Origin of the sequence: Paenibacillus provencensis (assembly GCF_042678545.1) — a bacterium.
GTDB classification, from domain to species: Bacteria; Bacillota; Bacilli; order Paenibacillales; family Paenibacillaceae; genus Paenibacillus; species Paenibacillus provencensis.
On the sequence record NZ_JBHTKX010000011.1, the window covers coordinates 1 to 12452 of the forward strand.

At 42.1% G+C, this 12452-nt stretch carries 14 protein-coding genes and 1 rRNA gene; 13 read left to right on the top strand and 2 right to left on the bottom strand.

Translation table 11 applies throughout. The features are described from left to right. Positions 1 to 146: 146 nt before the first annotated feature. Positions 147 to 263 (top strand): 5S ribosomal RNA (gene rrf / locus ACFQ3J_RS25630). Between the two features lie 276 nt (positions 264 to 539). After that, the gene (locus ACFQ3J_RS25635) at positions 540 to 866 is read left to right on the top strand and encodes a hypothetical protein (protein ID WP_139237051.1); all 327 of its coding nucleotides are present in this window, start codon (positions 540 to 542) and stop codon (positions 864 to 866) included. Positions 867 to 923: 57 nt separating this feature from the next. Here ACFQ3J_RS25635 and ACFQ3J_RS25640 read toward each other — a convergent pair whose 3' ends face one another. After that, positions 924 to 1445 (bottom strand): hypothetical protein, encoded by a 522-nt coding sequence (locus ACFQ3J_RS25640; RefSeq protein ID WP_251584729.1) that lies wholly within the window; start codon positions 1443 to 1445, stop codon positions 924 to 926. Between the two features lie 260 nt (positions 1446 to 1705). On the opposite strand from ACFQ3J_RS25640, the gene ACFQ3J_RS25645 reads away from it, so the two are divergent. From ACFQ3J_RS25645 to rsmI, 10 genes are all read left to right on the top strand, one after another. Further along, on the top strand, positions 1706 to 1897 hold the full coding sequence (locus tag ACFQ3J_RS25645) for a sigma factor G inhibitor Gin (protein WP_251584731.1): 192 nt from the start codon (positions 1706 to 1708) through the stop codon (positions 1895 to 1897). A 158-nt stretch (positions 1898 to 2055) separates the two neighbouring features. After that, entirely contained in the window at positions 2056 to 3546 is a 1491-nt protein-coding gene (locus ACFQ3J_RS25650; protein ID WP_251584733.1) for an aminotransferase class I/II-fold pyridoxal phosphate-dependent enzyme, read from the top strand. A 517-nt stretch (positions 3547 to 4063) separates the two neighbouring features. After that, the gene (gene tmk / locus ACFQ3J_RS25655) at positions 4064 to 4642 is read left to right on the top strand and encodes a dTMP kinase (protein ID WP_244533692.1); all 579 of its coding nucleotides are present in this window, start codon (positions 4064 to 4066) and stop codon (positions 4640 to 4642) included. Between the two features lie 320 nt (positions 4643 to 4962). Beyond that, positions 4963 to 5292, top strand: coding sequence for a cyclic-di-AMP receptor (locus tag ACFQ3J_RS25660; protein ID WP_047914178.1), 330 nt, complete (start codon positions 4963 to 4965; stop codon positions 5290 to 5292). Positions 5293 to 5328: 36 nt separating this feature from the next. After that, entirely contained in the window at positions 5329 to 5772 is a 444-nt protein-coding gene (locus ACFQ3J_RS25665; protein ID WP_091161458.1) for a YaaR family protein, read from the top strand. A 441-nt stretch (positions 5773 to 6213) separates the two neighbouring features. Beyond that, positions 6214 to 7188 carry a DNA polymerase III subunit delta' gene (gene holB, locus ACFQ3J_RS25670; RefSeq protein WP_091161459.1) on the top strand — a complete coding sequence of 325 codons (975 nt, stop codon included), beginning with the start codon at positions 6214 to 6216 and terminating at the stop codon, positions 7186 to 7188. 145 nt (positions 7189 to 7333) lie between these two features. Beyond that, the gene (locus ACFQ3J_RS25675) at positions 7334 to 8134 is read left to right on the top strand and encodes a PSP1 domain-containing protein (RefSeq protein ID WP_091161461.1); all 801 of its coding nucleotides are present in this window, start codon (positions 7334 to 7336) and stop codon (positions 8132 to 8134) included. Between the two features lie 28 nt (positions 8135 to 8162). Then, positions 8163 to 8531, top strand: a complete 369-nt coding sequence (gene yabA / locus ACFQ3J_RS25680; protein WP_091161542.1) for a DNA replication initiation control protein YabA — start codon at positions 8163 to 8165, stop codon at positions 8529 to 8531. A 111-nt stretch (positions 8532 to 8642) separates the two neighbouring features. Further along, positions 8643 to 9392, top strand: coding sequence for a tRNA1(Val) (adenine(37)-N6)-methyltransferase (locus ACFQ3J_RS25685; protein ID WP_285850434.1), 750 nt, complete (start codon positions 8643 to 8645; stop codon positions 9390 to 9392). 61 nt (positions 9393 to 9453) lie between these two features. Next, entirely contained in the window at positions 9454 to 10344 is an 891-nt protein-coding gene (rsmI, locus tag ACFQ3J_RS25690) for a 16S rRNA (cytidine(1402)-2'-O)-methyltransferase (RefSeq protein ID WP_379294317.1), read from the top strand. A gap of 201 nt (positions 10345 to 10545) precedes the next feature. On the opposite strand, the gene ACFQ3J_RS25695 is transcribed toward rsmI, so the two are convergent. Beyond that, a complete protein-coding gene (locus tag ACFQ3J_RS25695; protein WP_047914173.1) occupies positions 10546 to 10800 on the bottom strand; it encodes an AbrB/MazE/SpoVT family DNA-binding domain-containing protein in 255 nt (84 codons plus the stop codon). 358 nt (positions 10801 to 11158) lie between these two features. Here ACFQ3J_RS25695 and ACFQ3J_RS25700 point away from each other — a divergent pair, with 358 nt between their 5' ends. Further along, on the top strand, positions 11159 to 12439 hold the full coding sequence (locus ACFQ3J_RS25700) for an HD domain-containing protein (protein ID WP_251584735.1): 1281 nt from the start codon (positions 11159 to 11161) through the stop codon (positions 12437 to 12439). The last annotated feature ends 13 nt before the right edge of the window (positions 12440 to 12452 follow it).

Below are 12452 nucleotides of genomic sequence, written 5' to 3' on the forward strand. Positions count from 1 at the left end.
TCGTATCTAGTTTTCAGGGAGTAAATCCTTGGATTGAAAAGTTCACACTTATAGAATCATACACACTTATGTGATGTACCGATTCTAACGTGAAGAATGGATTTTTCAGATGATTTTTCAAGAAGCGTATGCTTCGAAAAATCCTGTTTGGTGGCGATAGCGGAGGGGTTCCACACGTACCCATCCCGAACACGACCGTTAAGCCCTCCAGCGCCGATGGTACTTGGACCGCAGGGTCCTGGGAGAGTAGGACGTTGCCAAGCAAAGAACCACTGTCGATGACGACGGTGGTTTTTATTTTGTCTATTTTTATATATGACTCTAATATGTAATAGGTAGTAACATTTTTGTTACGGATTAAAACAACTGAGAAGTTATAATAGAATAGGGTTCATTTAACATAGAGATCGTGTCACTTCGCAACAAAGGGGGAATTTCGACTGCGTTACAGAATGCTATGTCTCTATGCTATCATCTGCTTCACTATAATCCTTACTGCTTGCAGCCAAGGCACTTCATGGGACTCATACGAGGGTGCAGTGAATGTAAATAGTTTTCCAGTACCTAAAGAAGCCAATCGAATGGATCGAGCATCGAATAATCCAGAAATGGATTATGTACAATACACTTTGCCTGGTGTAGGGAAGAATTCAGATATACCTCAAGAATATATTAATGAAATTATAGAGTGGGGCTGGACAGAAGATACGGCAGCCGAGGATACGAACAACACTGAATCCGCTCCTCGCATTTTTATAAAAGACAGCACCCGTGTTCATTTATCCTTGCATAATGGTTATCTGACGGTATTGGTACCTACACTTGACCCTTCCATTATTAAACCTAAGACCGTAGACAGTAACTAGACCTTCACAAGAGTGAAGGTCTTTTTCATATGCATAGGATGATTGTTCATCAGCTCTTTATTGAATATAGTAGGCTACTTCTTGTTGGGTTATTTTTAGATAGCCGTCTTTTCTTTCTCTGAATAGCCATAGGATGCACATCAGGCGTGGCGCCATCAACCATACATGCCAAAAAAACAAATTCATCGCAAAAGCAGGAGGGGAAGCGATGATAAAAACAAAGATAAAGACAAGGCCAATCCAGGTCATATGTAAATGAATACGGCTAAAAAAGGGGTAAGCAATATGTTGGGAAGGGATCAATCCCACCCAGGGAACTCTCCAGGACCGCTGCCACCGATTAAGCTGGCGATTACTAAGAAGAAGAGTAGAGCGAGCAACCAAATAATGAATCCATACCATGGTTACGCAGGACAAAAGGAAATACCAAAGTCCAGACCAAGAAAAGAAGATGAAGCTGGCGAGCAGCATAATGAATGTTAAGCTTAAGTAACTAAGTAATATTGGCCTGGATATATTGATCTTGCGGATAAGACGATATTGATAGTAAGTAGCTTGATCTCCGATTACTGCGGACATTCGATTCATAACCCCCTATTCAAAGCAGAAAAAGACTCTTGATACGAGCTGTTCGGAAATCAAAAGACCGAATTTATATAATATATATCGGATCACTGTTTGGAAAAAATTAAATGTTACAAATAATTAGGTACAGACACCTATGCATATTAGGTTGAATAGCATATGTTATGGAAATAAAGTAGAGTTTCACTATGAAAAGGTTTAAAATAGTAGAAACTGTACCATACTGATAGCAAAAGGAATAAAGGTGGGATCGTATGGAAACACAACAAATGGAACATACATGCATTGTTTGTGAGCAGCGTAAAAAGGAAGGCATTTTTATAGTTTCAGAGTTTATTTGCACAGATTGTGAGACGGAGATGGTACACACTGACGCGCAGGATGCTAAGTATCTTTTTTTTATTCATCAGTTAAAGCAGATTTGGCTGCATCAAAATAATGTATAATAGACAAGTCTTATATATGAACTTATTTTAAAGGTCTGTGAAAGGCCTTTTTATTTTTATATTTCTTAAATTTACTTGGATGGGTCAAGAGTAGTTTGATATCATATACCTTTAAGGATAATAACAGAAAGGTTTCATGATAATCTATGGGAAACAAGATGGATAAGCATAGGGCACCTTTATACGAAGCACTTTTGAAATACAAATCAACTCAACAACGAACCTATCATGTTCCGGGTCATAAAAATGGACAAGTCTACTCCGATGATTACAGCCGATTAATGCATGACGTTATGAGTATCGATGTGACCGAAATAACAGGAACAGATGATTTACATCATCCTGAGGGTGTCATTTTAGAGGCTCAGCAACTTGCTGCAGACTGTTTTGGCGCTGAAGAGAGCTACTGGCTAGTAGGAGGCAGCACTTCAGGAAATATCGCCTTACTCCTTACGGTATGTACAGAACCAGGTGATCTTATACTCGTTCAGCGGAATGTTCATAAATCAGTATTACATGGATTAATGCTAGCCGGATCTGAGGCAGTCTTTATGTTACCGGAGATGGATCACAATTCCAGGTTAGCCACAGCTCCTTCTGCCGATACGGTTAGGGCTTCTCTTGAAGCCTATCCGCAAGCAAAGGCTGTATTGATTACGATGCCTAACTATTATGGAATGGGCTTCTCTATCAATTCCATTGCAGAGATATGTCACCAACACCATGTTCCGCTTCTTGTGGATGAAGCACACGGCGCACATTATGGAATGCATCCGGATATCCCGGCATCCGCGTTGTCAGCTGGAGCAGATGGCGTGGTCCAATCCACTCATAAAATGCTCTCTGCTATGACGATGGGAGCCATGCTGCATGTACAGGGAGAGCGGATCAATCGGACACTGCTGAAGCAGCGCTTGTCCATGATCCAGAGCTCAAGCCCTTCGTACCCGCTCATGGCTTCGCTTGACTTGGCGCGCCGGCATCTACACGTGCACGGCGCAGAAGCTTTCACGGCTGGCCTTGCTGCCGTGAATACAGCAAGGCGCGGCATACACTCCATGCCGCGCTACGGTATGCTGCAGCCGTCTGCAACAGCGGCTGCAGGTTATACCGCTCAGGACCCATTTAAACTTGTCATTTATGACAAGTCAGGGGATCTGAGCGGTTACGAGCTGCAGCGAGAGCTTGAAGCTCACGGCTGCATGCCAGAGATGAGTGACGACCGTTACGTCGTCCTCCTGTTTAGTCTAGGCTCTACAGATGAAGATGCCATGCACCTTTTAGAGGCCCTTGTGCATATATCGTTAGAGAAGGAGCCCAGAGAAAAAGATCATACCGCAGCAAACAACAATCCTGTTTCCACGTGGAACATTTTGCAATCTGGTGTCTATTCCTGTCCGGTCCCTTTCAGTATGCGAACAAGATCGGAAGAAGATATCGAATCTGTTGAAATCAGTAAATGTGCTGGCCGCAGAGCCGCAGAAATGGTAATTCCTTACCCGCCCGGTATTCCTATTCTGTATCCAGGAGAGCGTATTGATGAAGCAATGAAGGAGCGTTTAATTGCACTTCGCAATGCGGGGGCAAAATGCCAAGGGACACAAGATGCAAATCTAAACCAACTGCTCGTCATACAAGAAAAAAGCTAAAACCCCTTTTGTCATAGGTCTTCTAAGTATTGCTAAGTATACAGACAGAGGGAGCTTAGGGAAAGTGGGTTTAGACGTAAGGGTAAGCATCCAGGATGAGAGATAGGGATAAAACATAGGGCTAAGCATTCGAATGAACCATGTTAAACACTCTGAATTTACCCACGCCACCTATTAGTCATATATGAGCTAGAGTAAGCCATTTCAATCAACTATCTGTGGGATACGCCTACGGAATGAATCTCAAGTAGCCCAAGCACGTTGGCATCACCATGAATTCATATTTACAAATGACAACAGAAACATTTATGATTACATTTATTTATATAGATATGGATTTTGCATAAACCCCAAAAAAAACAAATAATCAGCTATATTTAGATTGAAATGGTTCAATTTTATAACGCTAAATGATTTAAATAAATCCAAGGATGAAAACGTAGTTTAGGAGAGATACACATTGCCGATAGGAAAGTTTATTACATTTGAAGGTGGAGAAGGATCCGGTAAAACGACCATGATTAAGAAGTTGTCCGCGCATCTAGAAGACAAAAAAATCCCTTACCTGATAACGCGCGAGCCCGGTGGAATTGATATTGCGGAAAAAATCCGATCCATCATATTGAATCCTGAGCATACGACGATGGATGCTCGCACTGAAGCATTGCTTTATGCAGCCGCTCGTAGACAACATCTTGCGGAGAAGGTCATTCCTGCCCTTCAAAATGGCGTGATGGTATTGTCTGACCGCTTTGTTGACAGCAGTCTAGCTTATCAAGGTTATGCTAGAGGTCTTGGTATGGAGGAAGTCCGCTCCATTAATGAATTTGCCACAGATCACTTGTCACCCGATTTGACTCTTTATTTTGACATTACTCCGGAACAAGGATTAGCACGTATTGCTGCCAATCAAGGACGTGAAGTGAATCGGCTTGATATGGAGAATCTATCGTTTCATGACAAGGTAAGAGAGGGATATCTTATTCTTGCTAAGCAAGACCCGGATCGGATCCAAATCATTGACGCATCCTTGTCACAAGAAGAGGTTTTTTGTAGTTTAATTACGAAGCTAAGGTGCGTAATAAAGGATATTTGAGGGTATATGTCTAATTATTAAGTATTAAAATAATACCTGTTTGATAAGAAATGGGATTGATTCATTTAAGAAGAAGTCTTTTCCGTTTGGTAGGATGAATTATGCTTCATAAGTGCTAAAGCTTTATTTTTTATTATTAGTCAGACTCCCTTAGTGGGGAAGACTCATTATATCATTGAAGGTCATGTTGCCATGGGCAAGGTTGGCTTACTCTGGAATAAAGCAGTGACTTATGTTTCATTCTAAAGACTGATATTCGGTTGAAGGCGGTTTGGAGCATAAGGACTAAGCAGGAAATTAATTAGAGGAGGCGTTTCGAGATGAAACTCATTGTTGCGATTATTCAGGATAAAGACAGCAATCGTTTATCTAGTGCACTGGTCAAAGCTAACTTTCGTGCAACGAAGCTCGCGAGTACAGGTGGATTTTTGAAGGCAGGGAACACTACATTTATGATCGGGGTGGATGACAGCCAGGTAGAATCGGTGATGAATGTGATCCGCAGCAGCTGTAAGGTAAGAGAGCAGCTCGTAACTCCGGTTACGCCAATGAGTGGGACGACGGACTCCTATTTACCACTTCCTGTAGAGGTTCAAGTAGGGGGAGCGACCGTGTTCGTTCTGCCGGTTGATCGATTTGAACATTTCTAAGAGCAGTCTTTATGCAACAGAAAGCAGGGATATCTTGTGAAAATCAATCCAGGATTCAGACCACTTCAGAGCGGTATCAATTCGAATGAGAATAATACCAAGCCCGTGCAAAATAAAGGCTTTGCCGATATGATGCAGCAGCAAGGCGATCGAGCTTCACAGGCAGAGCTGTCTCGCCGGTTGAATGAAATTCAGCTTCAAGGTGATCGATTAGCAAGATCGATGACGATACGGGAGCTCAAGGCTTATAAGCAGCTGGTTAAACGATTCTTAGACGACACGGTCAGAAGAGGCATAGCTGCGAAGCAGACCAAAGGCTGGGATCGTCGCGGGCGCGGTAAGAAGTACCTGCTGCTGGATGAAGTGGATGCCGCTCTGGTTGCTATGGCGGAGGAGCTGCTTCAGAGTGAGCAGGGGAAGATTGAGCTTCTGCAAAAAATCGGCGAGATTCGGGGAATGCTGATTAACTTGAGCTTTTGATTTCATATTGTGACGTATCCAAAGACAAGTGATTTCGATCGCTTGTTTTTTTGTAGAGAAGATGAGCGGTTGATTTGCTTATCATGCAGCTGAGGAAATAGATAAATACAAAGTGTAGTATATGATTGCGTAGTTTTTGGATATACAAAATGCAGAAATGGAAAATGTTTTTTTTGTGAAGACTAAAATTAAAATGGTTGCGTGGCATGATATAATGGAGATTAGATGATTGAACTAAGTGATATCCATCCTGTTGATACTTTATGGTGAAGCCATTTCGGAGTTAGAGGATGGTTTCCGGGAGGATCGGAGATGGATGATCTCTTTGGTTCTTCTCTTCTAAATGATATATAATATCTCATGCTGACTTTTAGTGTGTAGATCCATATTTATTTAGTGAAGTTCTAGACCGCAGCAGTTTTTTTATTAGGGGAGGAACTCATGTCATTTCGTGAAATTTTGGGGCAAGATACAGCAAAACAAATGCTGCAGGGCGGACTCCGCAAAAACGCGATCAGTCATGCTTATTTATTCAGTGGTCCATCCGGTAGCGGACAACGTCAGATGGCAACAGCATTTGCCCAAACTATTTTTTGCACTCAAAATGCAGAGGATGCATGCGGTGAATGTCTGGAGTGTCGAAAGGTTAAACATAGTAATCACCCAGACCTCCATTATGTAGAGCCTGAGAGCGCAAGCCTCAAAATAGATCAGATTCGTGATTTGCAAAAAATATTTGCTTATCGGTCTGAAAATAATAATCCTAAGATTTATATTATTGATCAGGCGGATAAAATGACGGTTCAAGCTGCCAACAGCATGCTCAAGTTCCTGGAGGAGCCACAGGTGCCGGCAGTAGGAATACTGATTACGAGCAACAAAGGAGCTATGCTCCCTACGATTCTATCTCGAACGCAGGAGATCCCCTTTAAGGCACTGAATCCAGACCTGATTCAGGAGATGCTGCAGAAGGAGGGATACGCTCCCGCGCTTGTCCGAACAGCTTCATTTTTAAGCGCCGGTCTTGAATCTTGCAAGAATTTGCTTGACCAGAATTGGTTTGCAGAAATTAGAAATGTAGTGTTACAATTAGGGAAAGAATCTCTGTCCAGAGGCGATATAGCGCTGATTTCTGCCCAGCAGAAGCTGTTCAAGACAGGGCTTTCAGAACATCTTGAACTCATGTTTGAACTGTTTCATTTATGGTTCAAGGACATGCTTTATATTATTTACGGTAAGCAGGAGAACGTTATTTTTATAGATCAAATCAATACACTCTCTACCATTGCCATGACTCGTACAACCGAACAGTGGGTGTCCTATATGGACTTGGCTGCAGAATGCAGAAAGAAGCTGCGGTATAATGTGAATGGTCAGCTATGTGTAGAACAATTACTAATTGGACTAGCCTCTTGAGGTAGAGCTCGTCAGCATAGGCGACTACATCTCAGGGACGTTCATTCTATACCCTAGCACAGTCCTAACATGATGCGCTTCTCGATTGCGGCCCTGTCTTCAGGCTTCGATAGAGATTTATTGGCATACAAGGGGGTTAATTTGTTTGTATAATGTAGTCGGTGTCCGTTTTAAGAAAGCGGGCAAAATTTATTACTTTGATCCCCTCGATCTTCCTATTGAAAAAGATTCTAGCGTCATCGTAGAGACAGCGAGAGGGATTGAGTACGGCAAAGTCGTTATAGGAAAGAAAGTCGTTGGTGAATCTGACGTTGTATTACCTCTTAAGAAGGTAATTCGTATTGCAGGCGACACGGACGCCAAAGTGGTGGAAGAGAACAAGCTTGCTGCGAAAGACGCATTTGGCACCTGTTTAAATAAAATCAAAGAGCACGAACTTAAGATGAAGCTTGTCGATGTGGAATTCACATTTGATCGAAATAAAATTATATTTTATTTTACGGCAGAAGGACGTGTCGATTTTAGAGAGTTAGTTAAAGATTTGGCCAGTATTTTTCGGACACGGATTGAGCTCCGCCAAATTGGTGTTCGTGATGAGGCAAAGATGCTGGGAGGCATCGGTCCATGTGGACGGATACTCTGCTGTTCATCCTGGCTGGGTGATTTTGAACCTGTATCCATTAAGATGGCTAAGGATCAGAGTCTGTCCCTTAATCCAACCAAAATATCTGGACTTTGCGGCAGACTTATGTGTTGCTTGAAATTTGAGCATGATAATTATGAGAGTGTTAAGGAAGAGCTTCCTGCGGTCGGCAAGCTTGTCGTAACCTCGCTAGGTGAGGGCAAGGTCGTTGGTATTCACGCAGGCAACCGTAAGGTACATGTTCAATTGTTTGAGATCAACAAAGTAAAAGAGCTTTCTATGGATGACGTTGTCATCAAGTAACCATTATGTTTGCTTTCGGGGTGGGATCTTGGAGAAAAAATCGATTTTTGCGCACATTCTTGAAATGGAAACACAAATGGGACAAATGAATAATGATCTTGGCGAATTAAAAATGATTGTAAAGGAACTGCTCGAAGAGAACCAACGTTTGACGCTGGAAAATGAACAGTTGCGCAAGGTCCTAAAGCGGGAGTCCTCTTCGGAGACGCCTGCACCAGCTCCCAAAAATCCTGTACAATTAGTTCCCGCGACCGAGACTACCGAAGAGGTTGTTGGAGAGGGGTACGACAATTTAGCAAGATTGTATTACGAAGGTTTCCATATTTGTAACGTTTATTATGGTCATTTACGTACAGAAGGTGATTGTTTGTTCTGTCTGTCATTTTTGAATAAGTAACGAGCCGTAGGGATACCCTACGGCTTTTCTTTTAAAAAGCTTAAGCGGATTGGATTATGCATCAAGGTCGATTCATTACACACTATTAATAATAATCAGGCAGGTATCAAAATGAGCATATACAAGGTTAAGTTACAGCCATCTGAACGATTAGATGATCTGTTAACTCATGATTTGCGTATTATTCAAAGTGATGAGGTGTTCAGCTTCTCTATGGACGCTGTATTGCTGGCCAGATTCGCAGTCCTTCCTAGACGGGGAAAGGTCCTAGATCTCTGTACAGGGAATGGAGTCATTCCTCTCCTAATGTCCACAAGAACAGAGGCAACCATCGAAGGGATTGAGATTCAGCCTAGAATTGCTGACATGGCTAGACGAAGTGTGATGCTAAATGGACTAGGGGATCAGATTATGATTCGGGAAGGAGATTTGAGAGAACTGACTAGCATTACAGGTTATGGCGGTTATGATGCCATTACCGTGAATCCGCCCTATATGCCGTTAAACGGCAGTGATATTACACTGAATGAGCATCAGGCAATTGCTAGGCATGAGATCCACTGTACTTTGGAGGAAGTACTAACAGCTTGTATGCATTTGGTGCGTACAGGCGGAAAAGTATCTATGGTACATAAACCCCAGAGAATCGGTGAAATCATCACCCTAATGCGTAAATACCGATTGGAGCCAAAACGAATTCGCATGGTCCATCCACGAATCGACAAAGAGGCGAATATGGTGCTCATTGAGGCATTACGAGATGGCAAACCGGATGTCAGAATGCTGCCTCCGCTAATCGTGTATAACGAAAATGGGGAATACTGCAAAGAAATTATGGATATTTACTATCCGAGTCCATGATAGCTGCTGGACATATGTTGAAGCAGTATCAGTGAAACGTGGAACTGGAGAGGAGTTAGCTATGAATATGCAAGTACAGAAGAGCTTTGATCAGAAGGAAGGGACGGGTACACTGTATCTTGTAGGTACACCGATCGGCAATCTAGAAGATATCACCTATCGAGCTGTAAATACCTTGAAGACTTGTAACATCATTGCTGCAGAAGATACGAGACAGACCCGAAAGCTATTAACTCATTTTGAGATCAGCCCGGAGCTGTTGTTTAGTTATCATGAGCACAACAAGGATGCCAGTGGACCTGAATTAATCCGATATATAATAGAAGGAAAAAATTTAGCTCTCGTCAGCGATGCGGGTATGCCGGCCATTTCAGACCCTGGTTCAGACCTGGTCAGTCTCGCAATTAAGGCGAATATTCCTGTGGTGACAGTGCCAGGAGCGAACGCTGCTCTATCCGCACTAATTGCATCCGGTCTTGGAACCGAGAGATTTACCTTTGTCGGATTTCTCCCTCGTGAGAAAAAGGACATTACTGCCATCCTGAAGAGTTTTGGAGCATCGCAGGGGACCCTTTTGTTTTATGAGTCGCCACACCGGGTACAAAAAACTTTAGCCGTTATGCTGGAGATATGGGGAAACCGAAGAGCTGTGCTCGCAAGAGAGCTGACCAAGCGTCACGAAGAGTATGTGCGAGGGAATCTAGAGGAATGTATTGAATGGCTTGAGGAACATCCTCCTCTAGGTGAATATTGTTTGATTATAGAGGGAAGAAGTCAGGATGAAGAGAAAGAGCTGCAGAATGAGTGGTGGCAGCAGTTAAGTCTTACAGAGCATGTGGAGCGCTATGAGAAGGAAGGCAATACTCGCAAGGACGCAATGAAGAGAACAGCTGCAGATCGGGAGCTTTCCAAAAGAGATGTATATAATGCTTTATTAAAAGAGGAAGAATAGCCCTCATATTGAATGAAAGAAAAAAACACCTTCTTCGGCAGAATGTATCTGACGAGGAAGGTGCCTAAGGAGATATGAAAAAGGTTAGAAATAACAATTATATATTCTTAAGAAAAGCGAGCATCTATATTAAAGGAATCGTTAATGATTACTGATTGAAGGTATGCTTTTCTCTACCAAATTGATTATAACCTATTCTACTTAATTTGTCACCGGTGCTGGAATTTCAGAAATACATTCGTGACAAACAATTTTACCTTTGAAGTACGTTACGTTTTCAGCGTTGCCGCAGAAAATACAAGCAGGCTCATATTTCTTAAGCATGATGCGCTCACCGTCTACGTAAATTTCAAGTGCATCTTTTTCACCAATACCGAGTGTACGGCGCAATTCGATAGGTATAACAACCCGGCCCAGTTCATCAACTTTTCTTACAATACCTGTAGATTTCATCATTTTATACTAACTCCTCTCGCCATCGCTTATTACTGTCATGATTCGACATTATTTTATGTTTTATGCTAATCATCATACCAACCATTCCCAAATCAGTCAACATTAAAAATAAAGAATTGCATTAACATTGTATGAAGAAATAGAATGAGTACTGGTATTAACGATGATTTTCTAGTACCTATCTATTATTATAACGCGTGTCGATTTGGAAATCAAAACCGCAGCACTATTCGACAAATTATGTCGTATAATGTCGAAATAATCAAGTAAGATGCAAGGATAAAGTCGAATTCCTACTTTAGTTGCACACAATTGAATTTTGTTATAAGAATTTAGTTGAAAAAGGAGCTGATAATCGATGGAGCAAAAGCTTAACGAAGAGAAAGTATTTAAAGACCCCGTTCATAACTATGTGCATGTTCAGGATCCGATTATATGGCAGCTTATTAATACCCCGGAATTTCAGCGTCTTCGCCGAATTAGACAACTGGGCACTACATATTTGACTTTTCACGGAGCAGAACACAGCCGCTTTTCTCATTCTTTAGGTGTGTATGAAATTACAAGGAAGATCATATCTCAGTTTGAACGGAATGAATATCCCGATTGGCCGAAGGAAGAGAAATTGGTCGCTCTATGCGCAGCTTTATTGCATGACGTTGGACACGGTCCTTTTTCTCATTCGATTGAAGAGGCTTTTGATATGGATCATGAAGAGTGGACCTGTAAAATCATACTGGGAGATACCGAAGTGGGCCGGATACTAAATACAGTAGGTCCTGATTTCGCCCAAAAGGTCGCTTCTGTCATTGCCAAGACGTATGATAAGCCTATCGTTGTCAACCTGGTTTCAAGTCCGCTCGATGCAGATCGAATGGATTACTTGCTGCGAGATGCCTATTATACTGGAGTGAATTATGGAACAATTGACCTTGATCGGATACTCCGTATGCTGCGCCCTTACCAGGGGAGAGTTGTCGTTAAAGATTCAGGAATGCATGCAGTTGAGGATTATCTAATGTCGAGATATCAGATGTATTGGCAGGTATATTTCCACCCGGTAACTCGAAGTTCTGAAATTGTTCTGCGTCAAATCTTTAGAAGAGCTAAGGAGCTGGTAACAGAAGGCTACACATTCGGCTTCATGCTTAGACCGCTCCTTCATTTGATTAAGGGGGATATATCGGTCAAAGATTATCTTCGTATTGATGAATCCACGATTCAAGCTGCTTTTAATGAATGGACTGATGAGAAGGACCCGATTCTAAGTGAACTTTGTACCCGGTTCTTGGACCGTAAGCTCTATAAATATGTTGAAGTGGATTATATCGAGCAGAAGGATATCAAGCAGATTGAAGATGCATTTCTCAAGGCAGGCTTGAATCCAACCTATGATCTTGAAATTGATTTTCCTACGGATCTGCCGTATGATGTGTTCCGACCTGATATTGCGGGGAGCAAGAGACAGATCATTATTCTAGACAAGCAGGAAAGACAAAGAGATATATCCGAGGTTTCAGAAATTGTACGCTCCATAAGCGGCATGCAAAAAGGAAATTATCATCTCTACTTCCCTCATGAGAAGCTGATGAATGCATTGCCCAAGCTCCCTCCGGAAATTGCAGGAATGTTTAAATAATGTGAGACAAGAT

Bases quoted from the DNA above. Each gene is read 5' to 3' on its own strand.
- ACFQ3J_RS25640 (WP_251584729.1), bottom strand. From the start codon at position 1,445: ATGTCCGCAGTAATCGGAGATCAAGCTACTTACTATCAATATCGTCTT.
- ACFQ3J_RS25650 (WP_251584733.1), top strand. From the start codon at position 2,056: ATGGATAAGCATAGGGCACCTTTATACGAAGCACTTTTGAAATACAAA.
- rsmI (WP_379294317.1), top strand. From the start codon at position 9,454: ATGAATATGCAAGTACAGAAGAGCTTTGATCAGAAGGAAGGGACGGGT.
- holB (WP_091161459.1), top strand. From the start codon at position 6,214: ATGTCATTTCGTGAAATTTTGGGGCAAGATACAGCAAAACAAATGCTG.
- ACFQ3J_RS25695 (WP_047914173.1), bottom strand. From the start codon at position 10,800: ATGATGAAATCTACAGGTATTGTAAGAAAAGTTGATGAACTGGGCCGG.
- ACFQ3J_RS25645 (WP_251584731.1), top strand. From the start codon at position 1,706: ATGGAAACACAACAAATGGAACATACATGCATTGTTTGTGAGCAGCGT.
- ACFQ3J_RS25685 (WP_285850434.1), top strand. From the start codon at position 8,643: ATGAGCATATACAAGGTTAAGTTACAGCCATCTGAACGATTAGATGAT.
- ACFQ3J_RS25660 (WP_047914178.1), top strand. From the start codon at position 4,963: ATGAAACTCATTGTTGCGATTATTCAGGATAAAGACAGCAATCGTTTA.
- tmk (WP_244533692.1), top strand. From the start codon at position 4,064: ATGATTAAGAAGTTGTCCGCGCATCTAGAAGACAAAAAAATCCCTTAC.
- ACFQ3J_RS25700 (WP_251584735.1), top strand. From the start codon at position 11,159: ATGGAGCAAAAGCTTAACGAAGAGAAAGTATTTAAAGACCCCGTTCAT.